The organism is Morganella psychrotolerans, assembly GCF_001676055.1.
In the GTDB taxonomy this organism is placed as follows: Bacteria; Pseudomonadota; Gammaproteobacteria; order Enterobacterales; family Enterobacteriaceae; genus Morganella; species Morganella psychrotolerans_B.
Map to the genome: position 1 here is coordinate 29,023 of NZ_LZEX01000008.1, position 20,713 is coordinate 49,735.

At 50.0% G+C, this 20,713-nt stretch carries 17 protein-coding genes; 11 read left to right on the forward strand and 6 right to left on the reverse strand.

Annotation, left to right across the window (positions count from 1 at the left end):
- Positions 1-57: 57 nt before the first annotated feature.
- Both alr and AYY17_RS07365 read left to right on the forward strand, forming a co-directional pair.
- Positions 58-1,137 (forward strand): alanine racemase, encoded by a 1,080-nt coding sequence (alr, locus tag AYY17_RS07360; RefSeq protein WP_067400750.1) that lies wholly within the window; start codon positions 58-60, stop codon positions 1,135-1,137.
- Positions 1,138-1,191: 54 nt separating this feature from the next.
- On the forward strand, positions 1,192-2,388 hold the full coding sequence (locus AYY17_RS07365) for an amino acid aminotransferase (RefSeq protein WP_067422605.1): 1,197 nt from the start codon (positions 1,192-1,194) through the stop codon (positions 2,386-2,388).
- A 60-nt stretch (positions 2,389-2,448) separates the two neighbouring features.
- Here the strand turns inward: AYY17_RS07365 and AYY17_RS07370 are convergent, their stop codons facing one another.
- A complete protein-coding gene (locus tag AYY17_RS07370; protein WP_067422607.1) occupies positions 2,449-2,715 on the reverse strand; it encodes a DksA/TraR family C4-type zinc finger protein in 267 nt (88 codons plus the stop codon).
- Positions 2,716-2,857: 142 nt separating this feature from the next.
- Positions 2,858-5,692 carry an excinuclease ABC subunit UvrA gene (gene uvrA / locus AYY17_RS07375; protein ID WP_067400659.1) on the reverse strand — a complete coding sequence of 945 codons (2,835 nt, stop codon included), beginning with the start codon at positions 5,690-5,692 and terminating at the stop codon, positions 2,858-2,860.
- A 276-nt stretch (positions 5,693-5,968) separates the two neighbouring features.
- On the opposite strand from uvrA, the gene AYY17_RS07380 reads away from it, so the two are divergent.
- A complete protein-coding gene (locus AYY17_RS07380) occupies positions 5,969-6,496 on the forward strand; it encodes a single-stranded DNA-binding protein (protein WP_067400661.1) in 528 nt (175 codons plus the stop codon).
- A gap of 168 nt (positions 6,497-6,664) precedes the next feature.
- On the opposite strand, the gene AYY17_RS07385 is transcribed toward AYY17_RS07380, so the two are convergent.
- Positions 6,665-7,117 carry a hypothetical protein gene (locus tag AYY17_RS07385; RefSeq protein ID WP_067422609.1) on the reverse strand — a complete coding sequence of 151 codons (453 nt, stop codon included), beginning with the start codon at positions 7,115-7,117 and terminating at the stop codon, positions 6,665-6,667.
- A gap of 1,230 nt (positions 7,118-8,347) precedes the next feature.
- Here AYY17_RS07385 and ivbL point away from each other — a divergent pair.
- The 3 genes from ivbL (at position 8,348) to ilvN (ending at position 10,555) form a co-directional block, all read left to right on the forward strand.
- Complete coding sequence (gene ivbL, locus AYY17_RS21525) at positions 8,348-8,452, forward strand: ilvB operon leader peptide IvbL (protein WP_150385191.1); 105 nt, start codon at positions 8,348-8,350, stop codon at positions 8,450-8,452.
- A gap of 109 nt (positions 8,453-8,561) precedes the next feature.
- A complete protein-coding gene (gene ilvB / locus AYY17_RS07390) occupies positions 8,562-10,253 on the forward strand; it encodes an acetolactate synthase large subunit (RefSeq protein WP_067422611.1) in 1,692 nt (563 codons plus the stop codon).
- Between the two features lie 17 nt (positions 10,254-10,270).
- Positions 10,271-10,555: an acetolactate synthase small subunit gene (gene ilvN / locus AYY17_RS07395; RefSeq protein WP_067365304.1), complete on the forward strand. Its 285-nt coding sequence runs from the start codon at positions 10,271-10,273 to the stop codon at positions 10,553-10,555.
- 138 nt (positions 10,556-10,693) lie between these two features.
- Here the strand turns inward: ilvN and AYY17_RS07400 are convergent, their stop codons facing one another.
- The gene (locus AYY17_RS07400; RefSeq protein WP_067422614.1) at positions 10,694-11,251 is read right to left on the reverse strand and encodes a helix-turn-helix domain-containing protein; all 558 of its coding nucleotides are present in this window, start codon (positions 11,249-11,251) and stop codon (positions 10,694-10,696) included.
- A gap of 168 nt (positions 11,252-11,419) precedes the next feature.
- On the opposite strand from AYY17_RS07400, the gene AYY17_RS07405 reads away from it, so the two are divergent.
- Entirely contained in the window at positions 11,420-12,169 is a 750-nt protein-coding gene (locus AYY17_RS07405) for a sulfite exporter TauE/SafE family protein (RefSeq protein WP_067422616.1), read from the forward strand.
- On the opposite strand, the gene AYY17_RS07410 is transcribed toward AYY17_RS07405, so the two are convergent.
- Positions 12,150-12,965 carry a M15 family metallopeptidase gene (locus tag AYY17_RS07410; RefSeq protein WP_067422618.1) on the reverse strand — a complete coding sequence of 272 codons (816 nt, stop codon included), beginning with the start codon at positions 12,963-12,965 and terminating at the stop codon, positions 12,150-12,152. The two genes, AYY17_RS07405 and AYY17_RS07410, sit on opposite strands and share 20 nt — an antisense overlap.
- A gap of 264 nt (positions 12,966-13,229) precedes the next feature.
- Between AYY17_RS07410 and AYY17_RS07415 the strand changes: the two genes are divergently transcribed.
- The 3 genes from AYY17_RS07415 to AYY17_RS07425 all read left to right on the forward strand — a co-directional run bounded on the left by AYY17_RS07415 (position 13,230) and on the right by AYY17_RS07425 (position 17,406).
- Entirely contained in the window at positions 13,230-14,576 is a 1,347-nt protein-coding gene (locus AYY17_RS07415) for an NCS2 family permease (RefSeq protein WP_067422620.1), read from the forward strand.
- A gap of 277 nt (positions 14,577-14,853) precedes the next feature.
- On the forward strand, positions 14,854-16,503 hold the full coding sequence (locus AYY17_RS07420) for a Na+/H+ antiporter (protein WP_067422622.1): 1,650 nt from the start codon (positions 14,854-14,856) through the stop codon (positions 16,501-16,503).
- 3 nt (positions 16,504-16,506) lie between these two features.
- Complete coding sequence (locus AYY17_RS07425) at positions 16,507-17,406, forward strand: carboxylate/amino acid/amine transporter (RefSeq protein WP_067422624.1); 900 nt, start codon at positions 16,507-16,509, stop codon at positions 17,404-17,406.
- Here AYY17_RS07425 and metR read toward each other — a convergent pair.
- Positions 17,291-18,253 carry an HTH-type transcriptional regulator MetR gene (metR, locus tag AYY17_RS21155; RefSeq protein WP_067365212.1) on the reverse strand — a complete coding sequence of 321 codons (963 nt, stop codon included), beginning with the start codon at positions 18,251-18,253 and terminating at the stop codon, positions 17,291-17,293. The genes AYY17_RS07425 and metR overlap by 116 nt on opposite strands.
- Positions 18,254-18,359: 106 nt before the next feature.
- On the opposite strand from metR, the gene metE reads away from it, so the two are divergent.
- Positions 18,360-20,642 carry a 5-methyltetrahydropteroyltriglutamate--homocysteine S-methyltransferase gene (gene metE, locus AYY17_RS07435; protein ID WP_067422628.1) on the forward strand — a complete coding sequence of 761 codons (2,283 nt, stop codon included), beginning with the start codon at positions 18,360-18,362 and terminating at the stop codon, positions 20,640-20,642.
- Positions 20,643-20,713: the final 71 nt, after the last annotated feature.

Here is a 20,713-nt window from a genome sequence, read left to right on the forward strand (position 1 = left end):
GGATTATTACCCCGGACAATAAAACCTACAGCAAACACACATAACCAAGGAACCCCTATGAAAGCGGCAACAGCCGTCATTGACCGTGGTGCGTTGCGCCACAACTGGCAGCAGATCCGGGCGCTTGCACCTGACAGCCGCCATGTTGCTGTGGTCAAAGCAAATGCGTATGGTCACGGATTAGTCGAAATTGCCCGTGAACTCACTGATGCTGATGCATTTGCCGTGGCGCGGTTAAGTGAAGCACATGCATTACGCGCGGGGGGCATTGTAAAACCTATCATTTTGCTGGAAGGTTTTTTCGATGCATCAGATTTACCGGTTATTGTGGCGAGCCGTCTGGAAGTCGCGGTTCACTTTGAAGAGCAGTTGCAGGCGCTGGAGCAGGCAGAATTATCAGACCCGGTAAAAGTCTGGATGAAAATAGATACCGGGATGCACCGCCTGGGGGTGCGTCCTGAAGAAGCAGAGGCATTTTATCAGCGCCTTTGTCAGTGTAAAAATGTGAAGCAGCCGGTGAATCTCATCAGCCACTTCAGCCGGGCGGATGAAGACGATCCTCAGCCGACAGAAGCACAGATTGCCCGCTTTATGGCTTTTGCCGACGGCAAACCGGGCGAAAAATCGATTTCTGCTTCAGGCGGAATACTGTATTGGCCGCAGGCGCATCTTGACTGGGTACGTCCCGGGATCATTCTTTACGGTGTTTCCCCGAAAACCGGTACCGATGCATCAGAATACGGACTGAAACCGGTGATGACACTGAAATCCCGCCTGATTGCGGTGCGCAAACACAAAGCGGGCGAACCGGTAGGTTATGGTGGCACCTGGGTCAGTGAACGCGATACCTGCCTCGGTGTGATCGCGGTCGGTTACGGTGACGGCTATCCGCGCAGCGCGCCATCGGGTACGCCGGTGGTGATTAACGGACGCAATGTCCCGATCGCCGGACGGGTTTCCATGGACATGATTACTATCGACTTAGGTCCGGATTGCAGTGATAAAGCCGGTGATGAAGTGATTTTGTGGGGCGATTCCCTGCCGGTTGAGCATATCGCAGATGTCAGTGGTATCAGCGCTTATGAGCTTATCACCAAGCTGACATCGCGCGTGGCGATGGAATATCTGGACGAATAAAATACGACGCGATATGGTCTGAAGTGAGAAAAATAACTATCAGGAGTATCGCTTGTGTTTGAACATGTAGACGCCTACGGCGGCGACCCGATCTTAACGCTCGTCGAGCATTTTAAACAGGATCCCCGGAAAGATAAGGTCAATCTCAGTATTGGTCTTTATTACGATGAATCCGGGGTGACTCCTCAACTCAACAGTATTGCACAGGCGAAACAGCGCTATATCGCACAGGACAGCGGTGCGTCTCTTTATCTGCCGATGGAAGGACTGGCGTCTTATCGCAGCGCCATTCAGACTTTGCTTCTCGGCGATGAAACCCCGCTTATCCGCGAAGGGCGGGTCGTTACGATCCAAACCCTCGGTGGATCCGGCGCACTGAAGATCGGCGCTGATTTTCTGCATCGTTATTTTCCGGGATCCGATGTCTGGCTCAGTGATCCGACATGGGAAAACCATCAGGCGATCTTTGCCGGTGCCGGATTTAAAACCCATTATTATCCGTATTTCGATCAGCAGACCAAAGGCGTTAAATTTGATGAAATGCTGGCAACGTTTGAAACATTGCCGGAAAAAAGCATCATTTTACTGCATCCGTGCTGCCATAACCCGACCGGCACTGACCTGACGCCTGAACAGTGGGATAAAGTCACAAGTGTCGTGAAAAAACGCGGGCTGATCCCCTTCCTGGACATTGCCTATCAGGGCTTCGGGGCAGGAATTGAAGAAGATGCTTATGCTATCCGTGCTATGGCGGCAGCCGGTATCCCGTGTTTTATCAGTAACTCCTTTTCGAAAATCTTCTCCCTGTATGGCGAGCGCGTCGGCGGACTGTCTGTTATCTGCCCGACACAGCAGGAAGCGGAGTGTGTGCTGGGACAACTGAAAGCCGGTGTCCGTCGTGTCTACTCCAGTGCGCCGTCTTATGGTGCAAAACTGGTATCTGAAGTGCTGAATGATGCAGCACTGAAAGCGGAGTGGTTAACCGAAGTGGACACCATGCGCCGCCGGATAGCCGATATGCGCACTGTGCTGGTGGAAACCCTGAAAGGGACACTGCCGGAGAAAAATTTTGATCATCTTCTGCATCAGCGTGGCATGTTCAGTTACACCGGGTTCAGTCAGGCGCAGGTGACCGCTCTGAAGGAGCAACACGGCGTTTACCTGGTCGGCTCCGGCCGCGTCTGTATGGCGGGGGTGAATCGTCATAATGTGGATGTGATCGCACAGGCATTTGCGGCGGTCAGCCGTTAATCCTGTACAAAAAACAGTTATGCGCGGAATTATTGACAGGGTTTGCTGTTCCGCGCATTTTCAGCGTAACTGGCTGTCTTTGCTGCCACGGCGGTTATATCCGCTGTATGACGCCTGCTTTTTATCAGACTCCGTCTGACAGGTCACACATAACTGCACACCCGGGATTGCCTGCCGCCTCGCGGGCGGGATCGGGTCACCGCACTCTTCACAAAACAGCGCACTTTCCCCGTGTGTTAACTGGCTGCGCACCCGTGCAACGGCATCATCCAGTGTGGCATCAATTTGTTCCTGTACTGCGGAATCATTTGCCCAGCCGCTTGCCATTATTACCTCCGGTACTGTCCGGTACTGAGTCGTGTTGCGTATCTTTAAAGATTACCACCGGGTGCTCAAAATTCAATCAACAAAGAGTGCGGACAAAAAAAATACCGCAGACAGGCTGCGGTATGTTCAGAACATCGAAAGATTAATAGCCTCTTTCCAGGATGGTTTTCAGGAAGCGGGCTGTATGTGAGCGCTCACACTCTGCAACCTCTTCCGGAGTACCGGCAATCAGGATCTCGCCGCCGCCGCTGCCGCCTTCCGGACCTAAGTCCACAATCCAGTCTGCTGTTTTGATTACATCGAGGTTATGTTCAATAACCACAATACTGTTGCCCTGGTCACGCAACTGATGAAGTACGGTCAGTAATTGCTGAATATCGGCAAAGTGTAGCCCGGTTGTCGGCTCATCAAGGATATACAGAGTCTGACCTGTGCCGCGTTTGGATAACTCACGCGCCAGTTTCACGCGCTGTGCTTCACCGCCTGACAGCGTGGTCGCGGACTGACCCAGGCGGATATAGGATAATCCCACATCCATCAGTGTCTGTAATTTACGCGCCAGCGCCGGAACCGCATCAAAGAATTCACGGGCTTCTTCAATGGTCATATCCAGCACTTCGTGAATACTTTTGCCTTTGTATTTCACTTCCAGCGTTTCGCGGTTATAGCGCTTACCTTTGCACTGATCGCATGGCACATACACATCCGGCAGGAAGTGCATTTCCACTTTCAGTACGCCGTCACCCTGGCAGGCTTCACAGCGCCCGCCTTTGACGTTAAAACTGAACCGTCCCGGGGTGTAACCGCGTGAACGGGATTCCGGAACACCGGAAAACAGTTCGCGGATCGGGGTGAAAATACCGGTATAGGTCGCCGGGTTCGAGCGTGGTGTACGCCCGATAGGGCTCTGGTCGATATCGATCACTTTATCGAAATGCTCCAGACCTTCCACCGATTTAAATGGAGCGGGGGTAACGGTTGTTGCGCCATTCAACTGAGTTTGTGCGATCGGGAACAGGGTGTCATTAATCAGCGTCGATTTACCTGAGCCGGAAACCCCGGTAATGCAGGTGAACAGCCCGACCGGCAGATTCAGAGTCACGTCTTTCAGGTTGTTCCCGCATGCACCGGTGATGGTCAGCATTTTTTCCGGGTTTGCCGCATTGCGTTTTTCCGGGATCTCAATCCGGCGCTCGCCGCTGAGAAACTTACCGGTCAGCGATTCCGGCGTATTGATGATATCGTCCAGCGAACCCTGCGCGACAACTTCCCCGCCGTGAATACCGGCACCCGGTCCGATATCAATAATATGATCAGCGGCGCGGATAGCATCTTCATCATGCTCAACAACAATCACGGTATTACCGAGGTCACGTAAATGCACCAGGGTTTCCAGCAGGCGATCATTATCGCGCTGATGCAGCCCGATCGACGGCTCATCCAGCACATACATGACGCCGACCAGGCCCGCACCAATCTGACTTGCGAGACGGATACGCTGCGCTTCACCGCCTGACAGGGTTTCGGCTGAGCGGGAAAGCGTCAGATAATTCAGCCCGACATTCACCAGAAATTTCAGGCGATCCTGAATCTCTTTCAGGATTTTTTCGGCGATTTTCTCGCGCTGTCCGCTGAATTTCAGGTTATTAAAGAACTCCAGTGAATGCCCGATACTGAAATCAGAAATCTGCGGCAGTGTGGTGTCTTCGACAAACACAAAGCGCGCTTCTTTTTTCAGGCGTGTCCCGCCGCAGGAAATACACGGACGGTTGCTGATATATTTTGCCAGTTCTTCGCGTACCGCCATGGATTCCGTCTCTTTATAACGGCGCTCCATATTGTGCAGCACACCTTCAAACGGATGATGGCGAACAGTGACATCACCCCGGTCATTTGAATATTTGAATTCAATTGATTCACGACCTGAACCATTCAGGATCGCTTTCTGTACTTTGGCGGGCAGCTCAGAATAAGGCGATTCAATATCAAACTTATAATGAGAAGCCAGGGACATCAGCATCTGATAATAATAAAAATTACGGCGATCCCAGCCACGGATAGCACCGCCGCCAAGGGATAAATTCGGGTTCTGTACCACGCGTTCAGGGTCAAAAAACTGCTGAACACCCAGGCCGTCACAGGTCGGGCAGGCACCGGCCGGGTTGTTAAAGGAGAACAGGCGCGGCTCCAGCTCACTCATGCTGTAACCACATACCGGGCAGGCAAAGTTTGCTGAGAACACCAGTTCTTCTGCGGTTTTATCTTCCATGTCAGCGATCACAGCAGTGCCGCCGGAGAGCATCAGCGCGGTTTCAAATGATTCTGCCAGGCGCTGTGCCAGGTCATCACGGACTTTAAAGCGATCTACCACCACTTCAATCGTATGTTTGATCTGAAGCTCAAGTGTTGGCGGATCAGACAGATCGCAAATCTCCCCGTCGATCCGTGCGCGGATATATCCCTGCGCCGCAAGGCTGTCGAGCAGTTTGGTGTGTTCGCCTTTACGATCTTTAATCACCGGCGCCAGTAGCATCAGGCGCTGACCTTCCGGTAATTTCAGAACATTATCAACCATCTGACTGACAGTCTGTGCCGCCAGCGGAACACCATGATCCGGACAGCGCGGCTCACCCACGCGGGCAAACAGCAGGCGCAGATAGTCATGAATTTCAGTAATTGTTCCCACGGTGGAACGCGGGTTATGGGATGTGGATTTCTGCTCAATAGAAATCGCAGGAGATAACCCCTCGATGTGATCGACATCCGGTTTTTCCATCAGTGATAAAAACTGACGTGCATAAGCGGAGAGTGACTCCACATAGCGGCGCTGCCCCTCGGCATATAAGGTATCAAAGGCCAGGGATGACTTCCCGGAGCCTGATAACCCCGTGATAACAATCAGTTTATCACGCGGAATAATAAGGTTGATGTTTTTCAGATTGTGGGTGCGGGCGCCCCGTATATCGATATTATCCATGTACCATTTCCCGGGAGTTTCAGATAGCGGCTAATTAATTCAGCCTGACATTATTGCATAGAATTCACTGAATGGATATCCAGTACCGGAAGAAATCTGTGTATAATCTCAGCAGAATTTTCCTGTCAGATGATTGCAATTTGTGCGGTGAATTTCAGAGAGGAGTCGCAAATCTGAAAAGCGGATCGTGGCAGGGGATTAGCGTTTCAAAAATATCACTCAGACGTGTTAGACTAGATCCTTATACGTTCTAAACAATTTCATCGGGAGCATTTCATGGCCAGCAGAGGCGTCAACAAAGTCATTCTTATCGGGAACCTGGGTCAGGATCCGGAAGTGCGTTACATGCCTAACGGCGGTGCGGTTACTAACATCACACTGGCGACATCAGAATCATGGCGTGATAAACAAACCAATGAGATGAAAGAAAAAACCGAATGGCACCGTGTGGTGATTTTCGGCAAACTGGCAGAGATCGCCGGCGAATATCTGAAAAAAGGCTCACAGGTTTATATCGAAGGTTCACTCCAGACCCGTAAATGGCAGGATCAGAGCGGCCAGGAACGTTATACGACAGAAGTTGTGGTCAATATCGGCGGCAGCATGCAAATGCTGGGCGGACGTAACAGTGGCGGCGGTGACAATGCATCGCAGGGCGGAAGCTGGGGACAACCACAGCAGCCGCAGCAATCCCAGCAGTTCAGCGGCGGCGGCAGTGCTCCGCGCCAGCAGGCTCAGCAGCAACCGGCTGCACCACAGAGCAATGAACCACCAATGGATTTCGATGACGATATTCCGTTCTGATTCGGAGTTATTAAAAATGCCCTGCTTATGCAGGGTATTTTTTTATATAAATAATATATTTCATTATATTGTCTTTAAATATAAGTGATAAAAAACACCCCGGAATACATAATATTCACGGGGTGTTTTTATTAATTAATACGCTATCCTGCCCGCAGGAAAATTACATTATGCCTTCAGAGACAGCTCTGTTGCATAACGCAGAACATCTGTTGATGTCCAGACGCCTTTACCCAGTGCGCCACCGGCTGTTTTTGAATACTGGCCTGCGGCACCGGAGCCTGAATTACATGCAACGGTTAAGCAATCAGCGACAACGTGTGCGTTGTTATAACGTGAGAACTGATATTGCGGGATATGGTTACTGATATTCGCGATAAAGAATGCGAGTTTTTCAGTATTGATTTCGTTGATGGTAATAACCTGCGGCTGGCGGCCGCCTTCAGCGGTGATATCATCTTTCAGTGCGCCGATAAACGAGCCCTGATGGCTGGCCTTAATATTGACATCGCTGACACCGGCACCTTCTGTGGTGCGGATACTGACATAATTACTGCGGAATGAAACAGAGGTATGACCCGCTGATTTCTTTGTCGGTAACCAAACATAAACTTTTAACATGACAACGCTCCTTGTTCTGAATGAGTAATGAATATATTCCTTTATATAAGCAGATAAATAATGATTAGTCTTAATGTAGGTTCTTTGTATTTTTCTGCGGGAATTTCATCATCTGATGCGTTACACATGAATTTCAATATGAAACAGGCTATTTTTCAGAATTAATGAAACCAGTTTTAGTCTGGTTTTTCTGCGTGATATCACGTAGGTGGTTTTTGTGGGTGAATAAAATATAACAAGTGTTTTGCCGCCGGCATATCAGGACAATCTGAACATATGTCATCGTGGTGTGCCCGCTTCGTTCTGTTTTTTTGGACAGCCAAAACTTTTGATTGCTAAAACTTTTGATTGTTAAAAGAATACCCCTTACTTATCGGGTGATAAATTAAGGGGTAATATCTCATGCCGTTGGATGAATACATGAGGAGCCCGGGTTAACGGGCAGATTATTTTATTTTTTATAGCGGAACTACTATTTTTATCCTGTCAGCCCTGTTTTTAATCATAATAGGTATTTTTTTATTTTTAATATAAAGAAAACCCAATGTAATCATTGGGTAATTATGCATTATAGTATCTGTTTATTATTAAAATATGATAAGAGGTTTAAAATATCATGTGTCGGATTCCGTTTTATCGGGAATAGCGGAAGGTGGCAATCGCTACACGCTAATTATGTGACGCCAATCACTAAAAACGAGCCTTTAAGACGTAATTTGTAACGTCAATGTAATTTAATACGCCAAATGCAACAAAAATATTACAATAAAATAATGGTTAAGTTACCCCGCTCACCGGATGAGTAAATGCCGGTTTTTAGCTTACTGAACAGCAAAAGTAATAAAATATAATTTTTTAGTCACTAAAGATGGTTTTGTGATCAGGTATTGGTTTTCCTTCCCCCATACTAACCGATCATTCTGCAATTTTAATAAATACGCCATTTTTATTCCGGATAACCGATTAAATATCCTTTTTTATCTCTGCTTTTTTGTATTGTTGATGCTATTTTCATCTTTTCATGAATAGGTGTTTTTTTGTTATTGTCTTATAAATCAATAAATTAATTATTTTGTTATTTATCGGTAGTGATTTTAACGTGATATCCATCACGATTTAGCACCGGATTACAAAATAAATCAGAAAAGGCTTGTGCCGCTTGCGATCTTATGTTTTTTTAAGATACACAACGATATTTATTCATACACAATTACTGTTGAGAGATACCCCGTGAAACCATTCATCCGTCCACAAAATGTACTACTAACAACCGCGCTATCAGACGCGGTTGTCGTCGTGCGTGTGGTAGTGGTGGTGGTCGGCAACGCGCCGTAACGGGCTGGGATCAGCAAGAAGATCACTAACCCCGCCGGCGTAAACCGAGCGGGGTTTTTTTATATCAGGCTCCGCGAAACTGAACCGGTTGTAAGAGAAGGATGATGTTATGGGAGCTTCGCAAGACACTCAGGCTAAAACCCGGATGACGGGTGCGGAATTAATTATCCGCATGTTAGAACAACACGGCATCACGACCGTGTCTGGTATCCCCGGGGGAGCGGCGCTGCCATTGTATGATGCACTGGGGAAAAGCCGTATCCGGCATATCCTGGCGCGCCATGAGCAGGGCGCCGGATTTATCGCACAGGGAATTGCCAGGACGACCGGCAAAGCGGCGGTATGTATCTCTTCCAGCGGGCCGGGTGCGACAAACCTGATGACGGCGATTGCCGATGCCAAGCTGGATTCTGTTCCGCTGGTCTGCATCACAGCACAGGTTTCTTCTCCGATGATAGGCACTGATGCGTTCCAGGAAGTGGACACTTACGGTATGTCCATCCCTATCACCAAGCACAACTATCTGGTTCGTAATGTACAGGATTTACCGGCAATTATTGCCGATGCTTTCCGGATTGCGGAATCAGGTCGTCCGGGACCGGTGTGGGTTGACGTACCGAAAGATGTTCAGTCAGCTATCATTGAAATTGATGAATTGCCGCCAATTATGCCAAAAGATCCGCTGCCGTTGTTTGATGCTGAAAAAGTCTCTGAAGCAGCGGCGATGATTAATCAGGCGAAACGCCCGATCCTCTACATCGGCGGCGGTATTGTGGCATCACAATCTCAGCAGATGATTCAGAGTTTTGCAGAGCGTGCCGGGTTGCCGGTCACCATGACTCTGATGGGCCTGGGAACCATCCCGCAGCAGCATCCGTTGTATCTCGGTATGCTGGGAATGCACGGCGCGCGTTATACTAATATGATTTTGCAGGAATCCGATTTACTGATTGTGATCGGCGCGCGTTTTGATGATCGCGCTATCGGCAAGGCAGAGCAGTTTTGTCCGGATGCCAAAATTATTCATGTGGATATTGATCGGGCTGAAATAAGCAAGATCAAACAACCTGATCTCTCGGTGAATGCAGATGCCGGACAGGTGCTGGCAATGCTGTTGCCACAGATTGAGGTCAATCCGCGTCAGGAGTGGAACGATCATATTGCACAGGTCAAACAGGCGTTTCCGTTAATTCAGGTAAATCATGAGGATCCGTTATCGCATTTCGGACTGATCGCGGCGGTTGCCGGTGCGGTTGATAATGATGCCATTATTACTACAGATGTGGGGCAGCATCAGATGTGGGTGGCACAGGCATATCCGTTATGCCGTCCGCGTCAGTGGTTAACCTCCGGCGGGCTGGGTACGATGGGCTTCGGATTACCGGCCGCTATTGGTGCTGCACTGGCAGAGCCTTCCCGTAAAATTATCTGCTTTACCGGGGATGGCAGCATTATGATGAATATTCAGGAGCTGGCGACTGCCGCAGAGCATAATCTGGATATCAAAATTATTCTGATGAACAACCAGGCGCTGGGAATGGTTCACCAGCAGCAGACGTTGATGTTTAATGAGCATATTGTTGCATCTGCCTATCCGTATCAAACTGATTTTATTACGATAGCGAAAGGATTCGGGTTGCAGACCTGTGATCTGAACAAAGAGAGTGACCCGATTGCGGCATTGCAGGCGGCGATTTCCCGCCCCGGCCCGTGTCTGATCCACGCATTAATCGATGTCTGTGAAAAAGTGTGGCCGATGGTATTGCCCGGTGATGCAAATATCGATATGGTCAGTGCCTGATGACGGAGAATAAAATCATGGAAAAAAATAATCAGCCAATTGCGCTGGAACTGGTTGTACGCAACCATCCCGGCGTTATGACTCACATTTGCGGACTCTTTGCCCGCAGAGCATTCAACGTGGACGGAATTCTCTGTCTGCCTCTGCCGGGACAGGATGAAAGCCATATCTGGCTGTTGGTGAAATCTGATGATCGTCTGAGCCAGATGGTCAGTCAGGTGGAAAAACTGGAAGATGTACAGGGTGTGAAGTACAACGAAGATATCAGTATTTTCGAGCAACTAAGCAAATATATTCCGTAGAGTGATAAGACCGGGCAGAGGAACGAAAAGCAGGCGCGCATGGATGTATTTACAGCGGCTTTTCGTTTTGCCCGTTATCAGCCCGGCCCCGGGGCTGAAATCAATCAAATCCTGAATGACGTCGGGTATAGGATATTACTACGGCGAGGTTTGTCCGATATGTGAATAGGACATAATCAGCGTGCCGCTCAGTTCCCCTTCCATGCAGATATAAGAGTGGGGAATGTCACAGGAAAAGGCATAGAAATCCCCCGGTTCCAGCAGGACAGTCAGATCGTCATTAAAGCGCATCATCAGTGTACCCTGATGGATGAGGATGTGTTCGTGAGTGCCGGTGCTGTGCGCCGGGCTGTTAATAATCGCACCGCGGATCATTTTCAGGTGCCAGATCTCAGAAATATTCCCCATTCCGACACGGAATTTAAAATCTTCTGCATACTCCCCCTTGAACGTTTTGTTTTGTTCATAGCGGGGATAGCCTTCATTACTTGCGGTAAACAAATCACCCAGCGGAAAACGCAGAGCCACGGCGATGGCTTCCAGGGTATCGATGCGCGGATTGGAATCACCGGATTCCAGTTTGGATAATGCGGCTTTCGAGATGCCGGAGAGTTTTGAAAGGTCATTAAGCGACAGGTTACGCGCCTGGCGCAGCAGTTTCACTTTCTGGCCGATATGGGCACTGGTTTTATGCATAATTGAGTGGATACCAATGAAGTCAGCGGGAATATCCCGTTAGTATTGCATACTTGTTATACGACGGTAAGCCGCGATTGTCCGGATAAAATGTGATAGTGATTTTATCAGATGAAATAATCCGGTATGGTCAATAATTAAATGTATGTCAGTAAACGGACTCTCACCATGATCTACACCCTGCCCTGGGCAGATTTTCTGATCTGTTTTATCACACTCTTTTTTGGTTATTGGGTTTTCGGTATGGTCGGGTTCGGCTCGGCGCTGATAGCAAGCCCTGTTCTGGCTTTTTTTATCCCGGTCTCTCATATTGTGCCGATGCTGGCTTTGATGGATTTGGGCGCGGCTGTGATTAATGTCACCCGCGACGGGCGCAAAGCGGATTTCAGTGAACTGAAATGGATGGTGCCGCTGATGATAGGCGGCAGTCTGATTGGTGCGGCGATATTGCTGAAAACACACCCCGATATGCTGGCGGTGTTCCTCGGCGGGTTTATTGTGCTGTATGCCCTGTATTCTCTCTTTATTAAGAAGAGTGCGCGGCATTATCCTCAGAAATATATTGTTCCGTTCGGGATTGGCGGGGGGATATTAAGTGCATTATTTGGTGCGGGTGGCTTTGTATATGCCATCTATTTCGCCGGAAGGATCGAGGACAAAAACCGCTTTCGTATCACGCAGACGACACTGATTGGCTTCAGTACATTAACCCGCGTGATTATTTTCCTGATCATGGGGATCTATTGGAACAGTGAAATTGCGATTACGGCTCTGATGTTTCTGCCTGCGATGATTGCCGGTATTGTGCTGGGACGTCACATTACCATGCGCATCCCGAAAGAGGCGTTCTTCCGCTTCCTGAATATCGTGATCCTGCTGGCGGGGCTGACTCTGCTTATCAGTAATCTGGTGCGCTGATGTTCAGCGCAGATTTTTTTTTAGCACATTGCCGGGCGCGTTGCAGTTCATCCGTTACCCGGCTTTTACTGAAACAGTCGCGGTAACGGGCGGCATAAGCGGCATATTCAGCTTGTGCAGTGGGCAGAGGTTGTGCAATAAGATGATTAATAAAGGTAAAACTGCCAATCTCAGCGTGCTGATAATCCACCGGGTTTTTCCATTCACCGCCCCAGCGCAGAAAACCGTGACTGAAAATCAGCGGTAAAACAGCTTCAATCCTGCCTTTGCTTATATTTTCTCTGTTATTCAGCGCACCTGCTGATCCCGGCGGGCTGAGGGTGATTTTTCCGTTCTTGTCCCGGAAGCGGTAAGGATTTTGCTGCGGATTGATATCAATAGCCACGCCGTAAGCGTGTTTTGACCAGGCTTTCTGATTGACCTGGCGGCGTCCGTTAAACGCAGAGGTATTATTTGCCGCCATAGATGCCTCGTCATCTCCGCCGAAGACATCAATAGGCTGTACCCTGTGCAGCGGGAATTTGTTCCGGTACAAATCGGCAAACAGCGCCTGTGTTTCGGGAGCTGCCACATCAAGTACAGTGATGGTTCCGGTCTGTGTTTCGCCCTGAAAATTAATAAATTGCACATCCACATTGACCAGACGTTCACAAGGCACCGGGTTGTCCGGTGCAATAATACTGAGCGCACTCAGGGCCCGACAGGTATCCGGGCCGAGCGGGGTGATCGCCGCCTGTGCTGCGTTCAATCCTGCAAACAGTAAAAAAGCGGGTAAGAATGGCGTGCTCAGTTTCATTATTAAACCTGCTGTCAGTGACTGAAAAACAGGATAGTACCCTGCGGGGTGGTGTTATGTGAAAAAATTCCCGTTTTGAGCCTTGATTATGGCGATTTTTCCTAAGATAATCGTTTGCTTCAAAAATCACATCTTTTTGTCAGTTAAAAGCCAAACGTTTGCGTCCTGTCTGTCCGGTCTGTTTTTATCCGGTAGATATCAGTTTTCAGTAAAACGCAATCGTTTACGCCGATGTGAAACGAATTCATTAACACAGGTGATTACATGTCCGCGACACAGCCACAGAGTGGGTGCAAATTAGACAGTTTCTTTAAATTAACCGAGCGCGGCACCACTGTCCGCCGGGAAGTATTAGCCGGGATGACCACGTTTCTGGCAATGGTTTACTCCGTTATTGTTGTACCGGGGATGTTAGGCCAGGCCGGTTTCCCGCATACGGCTGTTTTTATCGCCACCTGTCTGGTCGCGGGATTAGGCTCTCTGCTGATGGGCTTATGGGCTAATTTGCCGATGGCTATCGGCTGCGCTATTTCCCTGACTGCATTTACTGCATTCAGTATGGTTATCGGACAGAATATTTCTATTCCGGTTGTTCTCGGCGCGGTTTTCCTGATGGGGGTATTGTTTACCCTGATTTCCGTGACCGGTATCCGCACCTGGATCCTGCGTAATATTCCGCTGGGAATTGCTCACGGCACGGGGATCGGTATTGGTCTGTTCCTGCTGCTGATCGCGGCAACCAACATTAATTTAGTCATCAAAAACCCGTTTGCCGGCATGCCGGTTGTTCTGGGTGATTTCACTTCATTCCCGGTCATTATGGCGCTGGCGGGTCTGGCGGTTATTTTTGGTCTGGAAAAACTGAAAGTGCCGGGCGCAGTATTGCTGGTGATTATCGCTATTTCTGTTATCGGACTGATTTTTGATCCGTCAGTTAAATATCAGGGCTTCTTTAAGCTTCCTTCTCTCGGGGATGACGGACTGTCTCTTTTCTTCAGTATGGATATTAAAGGTGCTTTGCAGCCGGTTGTTCTGCCGACCGTGCTGGCGCTGGTCATGACAGCGGTATTTGATGCCACCGGGACAATCCGTGCGGTTGCCGGTCAGGCGAACCTGCTGGATAAAGACAATCAGATTATCAGCGGCGGACGCGCACTGACGACCGACTCCGTCAGCAGCATTCTGGCAGGGATGGTCGGTGCCGCACCTGCGGCGGTGTATATTGAATCAGCAGCCGGTGCTGCAGCCGGTGGCCGTACCGGGCTTACGGCGACTGTGGTCGGCGTCATGTTCCTGCTGATCCTGTTCCTCTCGCCACTCTCTTACTTGGTACCTGCGTATGCAACCGCACCGGCACTGATGTATGTGGGTCTGCTGATGTTAAGCAATGTCAGCAAACTGGATTTCGGTGATTTTGTCGGCGCAATGTCCGGATTACTGTGTGCGGTCTTTATTGTGCTGACCGGAAACATTGTGACCGGGATCATGCTGGGCTTTGCATCATTAGTGATCGGTCGCATTGTCGGCGGGGAATGGCGCAAGCTGAATGTCGGCACTGTCCTGATCGCGATTGCGTTAGTAGCATTTTATGCTGGTGGCTGGGCAATCTGAGTGATAAGCCGCCACTGAAGGCTGGCTGGTGGTGACGATACACTGTATTTGTACGATTTATCTTAAAATGTTAATTAATTGCCCGCCCTGATGGCATGAGAAGATAAAATAGCAGCGACGGATAACGCATTCGTCGCTGTTTTTTTTGTATGATAGTGACAGAAGACGGTAATATTTTTCTCCTTTGGCATCGTATTACGGCTTTTTGTGTCGTTATTAATAGGTATCTTTCTTTTTTGGTCAGCGGGCACATTGCCCTAAGTTCAGTAAGGGCAATATGGAAATATTCTTTACGATTCTTATTTTGATTTTGATGGTGTCGGTGTCAGGTGTTCTCACCAAAATGATCCCGTATCGCATTCCGTTACCTATCATTCAGATAGCAATGGGGGCGTTGCTTGCCTTCCCGCAGTTTGGGCTGCATGTCACCTTTGACCCTGAACTGTTCCTTGTTCTGCTGATCCCGCCTTTACTGTTTGTTGACGGCTGGAAAACCCCGACCCGGGAATTTATGCAAAAAGGGCGGGAAATCTCCATTCTTGTGCTGTTCCTGGTGCTGGTGACGGTTATCGGGATTGGCTATCTGATTTACTGGTTGATGCCGGGAATCGAGCTGATACCTGCCTTTGCACTGGCGGCAGTTTTGTCACCGACAGATGCGGTGGCGCTCTCTTCTATTGTCGGAAAAGGACGTATTCCGAAACAGATGATGGGGATCCTGGAAGGTGAGGCGTTGATGAATGATGCCTCCGGTCTGGTTGCACTGAAATTTGCCGTGGCAATCGTCATGGGCACCATGGTGTTTACTGTCACCGGGGTCACGATTGAATTCTTTAAAGTCGCGATTGGCGGGTTACTGGCGGGGATCGCTGTTACCTGGTTGTACAGTAAATCCCTGCGCCTGATGAGCCGCTGGAGCGGGGATGACCCTGCTACACAAATCGTCTTTATGTTACTGCTGCCGTTCGCCTCTTATCTGATTGCAGAGCACATCGGTTTCTCCGGGATCCTTGCCGCGGTTGCCGCCGGGATGACCATCAGTAAATCGGGTGTTATCCGCAATGCCCCGCTGGCGATGCGTCTGCGGGCAGATAATGTCTGGGGCATGCTGGAATTTGTCTTTAACGGACTGGTCTTTATCATGCTCGGGCTGCAACTGCCCGGGATCTGGCAGGTATCTGTTATTGAAGCGGAACTTGACCCGACAGTTGAAGTCTGGATGCTGTTTACCGCCGTTTTTGTTATCTATTTTGCTCTGCTGGTGCTGCGTTTCTGCTGGTTATGGATGATGAAAACTGTCAGCCGCCTGACCTTAAAACGCAAGCCGCTGGATTTCAGTCACTACACCACCCGTGAGCTGTGGCTGGCATCATTTGCCGGTGTGCGCGGGGCGATAACCCTTGCCGGTGTGCTCTCTATTCCGCTGTTTCTGCCTGACGGCACACCATTCCCGGCGCGTTATCAGATGATCTTTATCGCTGCCGGTGTCATTTTGTTGTCACTGTTTATGGGCGTGGTGTCGCTGCCGTTCCTGCTCAAAGGTGTTCATGTCGGTGATAAAGCCGCTGATGCCAATGAAATCCGCGCAGCAAGAGCTGCAATGGCCGAAGTCGCGATTGTCAGTATCGGCAAAATGGAAGAGCGTTTGTCTGCCAGTTCTGATGAAGCGCTGGATGCGGAAGCTATCAGTGAGGTGGCATCGAGGGTTGCCGGTCATCTGCGGCGGCGTACCGCCAATGATGATGAAATGGAATATAACCTGAAAGTGGAAGACCTGGAGCGGCGCTTCCGTCTGACCGCGCTGCGTGCCGAGCGCGGGGAACTGTATCATCAGCGTGCGACCCGTAATATCAGTAATGAAACACTGCAATTGCTGTTGCATGATCTGGATTTACTGGAAGCCCTGCTTGTTGAGAAAGAAACATAACCGATGCCGCTACTGATTATTACCACTATTTTATGGGCCGCATCATTCAGCCTGATTGGCGAATACCTCGCCGGTCAGGTTGACAGCTGGTTCTCTGTATTAGTCCGTGTCTCGCTGGCGGCAGTGATTTTCCTGCCGTTTTTGCGCTGGCGCGGTATTGCCCCGAAAGTCATTCTGCTCTATATGGCAGTGGGTGCATGTCAGCTCGGCATTATGTATCTGTTTGTTTTTCATGCCTATAACTATCTGACAGTTGCTGAATTTCTGCTGTTCACGGTACTGACTCCGCTCTATGTGACGCTGATTTACGATCTGCTTGAGCGGCGCGGGCTGCGTTGGGGGTATGTCTTCAGTTCACTGCTGGCGGTGATTGGTGCGGCGGTTATCCGCTATGACCATCTGAGTGACTCATTCTGGAAAGGACTGATCCTGGTTCAGCTGGCAAATATTTTCTTTGCTATCGGGCAGGTGGGGTATAAACGATTGATGGAAGTTCATCCGCTGGTGCAGCGTACGGCGTTTTCGTGGTTCTATCTCGGCGCGTGTGTGGTGGCGCTGGCGGGCTGGCTGCTGTTTGGTAATTTTGCCAAAATGCCGTCAACACAGTTACAGTGGGGCGTTCTGCTGTGGCTGGGGATCGGCGCATCCGGTATCGGTTACTTTATGTGGAACTACGGTGCCACTCAGGTTGACGCCGGAACACTCGCTATCATGAATAACATGATGGTTCCGGCGGGTCTGTTGGTTAACTTTGCCATCTGGCAGCAGCATCCGGACTGGCTCACATTCAGCATAGGTGCAAGCCTGATTGTTGCATCGCTGTGGGTACACCGGGTATGGATACTGAAGCCGTCTTTACAAAAGGCAGATTGTCCACCGCGTGCTGACGCGCACAACGAATAAATGACTCAATAGCCGGTTGGCGCTGTTCTCCGCTGCGGTTTGCGGCATACAGCCGGCTCCATAATCCGTCCCCTAAGGTTTTTGTCACCACCAGCCCCTGTTTTTCAAAATTCTCTACCGCCCAGTGCGGCAGTGCGGCGATCCCCATCCGTGCGGCAACCATCTGAATCAGCAACAGGGTGTTATCCACTGTTTTCACCTGCGGAGACACACCCGCCGGTTGCAGGAAGCGCCGCCAGATATCAAAGCGCTGGCGCTGTACCGGGTATATCAGCAGCGTGTCACTTCCCAGATCCTGCGGCTGGATAATCAGGCGCTGTGCCAGCGGGTGCTCCGGTGCGACCACCAGCTTCACCTCATAATCAAACAGCGGTGTGTAGGTCAGTTTGCCGTTGTGCTGCTCATCAATATCAGAAGTGAGCACTACATCCAGCTCCCGTTTGAGCAGTTCCGGCTGCGGATCAAAACTGACTCCTGAGGTGAAATCCACATTAATCTGCGGCCAGTTTTCGCGGAAATTAGCCAGCGCCGGTGTCAGCCACTGAATACAACTGTGGCACTCAATCGCGACCCGCAGCGCGCTCAGCCCCGGTTCATTGCACTCCCGGATAGCATCTTTAACCAGCGGCAGTATCTGCCCGGCAAGTTGTAACAGTACCTGTCCCTGCGGCGTAAATTGCAGCGGCTGTGTTTTGCGGATAAAGATCCGGAAGCCCAGCCGGTGTTCCAGTTCACTGAACTGATGAGAAAGGGCGGATTGTGTCTGATGCAGCGCATTTGCCGCACCCGCCAGTGAGCCGGACTGATTCAGAGCCTGAATCGTTTTTAAGTGTTTTATTTCTATCATGAGAAACCTTCAGGTTAGCAATGAAGAATCTGCGCTTGTTTCTTATACAGTACCCGCTGATTATGGATGTGTAAACATCTGGATGGCTAAATGACGGAGATTTTTTATGACAACACATAATCACACACTGGGTTTTCCGCGTATCGGTTTGAAAAGAGAGCTGAAAAAAGCACTTGAGAGTTATTGGGCAGGGCACATTTCACAGGACGAATTACACGAAACCGGGAAGGAACTGCGTCTGCGTCACTGGCAGCAGCAAGAAGAGGCAGGGATTGAATTATTGCCTGTGGGTGATTTCGCATGGTATGACCATGTGCTGGGCACCAGCCTGCTGTTCGGCAATGTGCCGCCGCGTCATGCAAGTGCGGATGGTCAGATTGACCTTGATACCCTGTTCCGTATCGCCCGTGGTCGTGCGCCGACCGGCGAACCGGCTGCCGCATCTGAAATGACCAAATGGTTTAACACCAATTATCACTATATTGTGCCGGAATTTCAGCGCGGACAAACCTTCAGTGTCAGTTGGCAGCAACTGTTTGACGAAGTGGACGAAGCACTGGCGCAGGGCTTTAATATCAAGCCGGTACTGCTCGGACCGGTAACCTATCTGTGGTTGGGGAAAGTGAAAGGCGCATCATTTGACCGCTTATCATTACTGCCGTCACTGTTAGCCGCCTATAAATCGGTGCTGGCAAAACTGGCTGAGCGCGGCATTGAATGGGTTCAGATTGATGAGCCCGCGCTGGTGTTGGATTTGCCAAAAGAGTGGCAGGATGCTTACCGCACGGCATACGATGCATTACAGGGACACAGTAAGTTACTGCTGACCACCTATTTTGACAGTGTGAGTCATCACTTACCGCTGATCCGCGAACTGCCGGTGCAGGGTCTGCATGTCGATTTTATTGCGGGCAATGATGATATTCAGGCAATCCATAATGCGTTGCCGGCAGACTGGCTGCTCTCCCTGGGTCTTATCAACGGACGCAATGTATGGCGTACCGATCTCCGTGCCAAATATGATTCAGTGCAGGCGGTAGCCGGCAAGCGCAATCTGTGGATCGGAACCTCGTGTTCTCTGCTGCACAGCCCGATTGACCTGCGCGAAGAAACAAAATTAGATGAAGAAGTAAAAAGCTGGTTTGCATTCGCACAGCAAAAATGTGAGGAGCTGGCTCTGCTGACCCGGGCGGTCAACAGCGGGTCGCCGGACGATATTGCCGCACTGGATACCTACAGCGCACCAATCACCGCGCGGCGTCACTCAAAACGAGTGCATAATGCAGATGTGGCTGCGCGTCTGGCTGCCATCACCGCCCGCGACAGTGAGCGTGATGCGCCGTATGACGTGCGGGCAAAAGCCCAGCGCAGTCGTTTTAACCTGCCACTGTGGCCGACAACCACCATCGGCTCTTTCCCGCAAACTACCGAAATTCGCGGGCTGCGGCTGAATTTCAAAAAAGGTAATATTGATAAAGCGTTCTACCGCACTAATATCTCAGAACATATTAAGCAGGCAATTAATGAGCAGGAACGGCTCGGGCTGGATGTGCTGGTACACGGCGAAGCAGAACGCAATGACATGGTGGAATACTTCGGTGAGCATCTCGACGGCTACGTTTTTACCCAAAACGGCTGGGTGCAGAGTTACGGCTCCCGTTGTGTGAAACCTCCGGTGATTATTGGCGATATCAGCCGTCCGGAGCCGATCACTGTCGGGTGGGCGACTTATGCACAATCCCTTACCGACAAACCGGTAAAAGGCATGTTAACCGGGCCGATTACTATTCTGTGCTGGTCGTTCCCGCGTGAAGATATCAGCCGTGAAACTATCGCCAAACAGATTGCGCTGGCACTGCGTGATGAAGTGGATGATTTGCAGAAAGCGGGGATCGGTATTATTCAGATCGACGAACCGGCACTGCGCGAAGGTTTGCCGCTGCGCCGCGCAGAATGGGCGGATTATCTGACATGGGCGGTGGATGCATTCCGTCTGAATGCCTCGGTCGCGGATAATGACACTCAGATCCACACCCACATGTGTTACTGCGAATTCAATGACATTATGGACTCAATTGCAGCACTGGATGCGGATGTGATCACTATCGAAACATCACGCTCGGATATGGAATTGCTGGAAGTATTTGAAGACTTTGACTATCCGAATGAGATTGGGCCGGGTGTTTATGACATTCATTCACCGAATGTCCCGGAAGTGGAATGGATAGAAGCATTGCTGCGCAAAGCGGCGGATAAAATTGCCGTTGAGCGCCTGTGGGTAAACCCGGACTGTGGTCTGAAAACCCGTGGCTGGGATGAAACCCGCAAAGCCCTGGCAAACATGGTGGAAGCGGCGCGCCGCCTGCGGGCAAATCCGGACTATACTTAATGATAGGTTATACACTGTAATTTAGTGATGAATATCACGTTTTCATGTAATTGATTCATTTTTGAATTTCA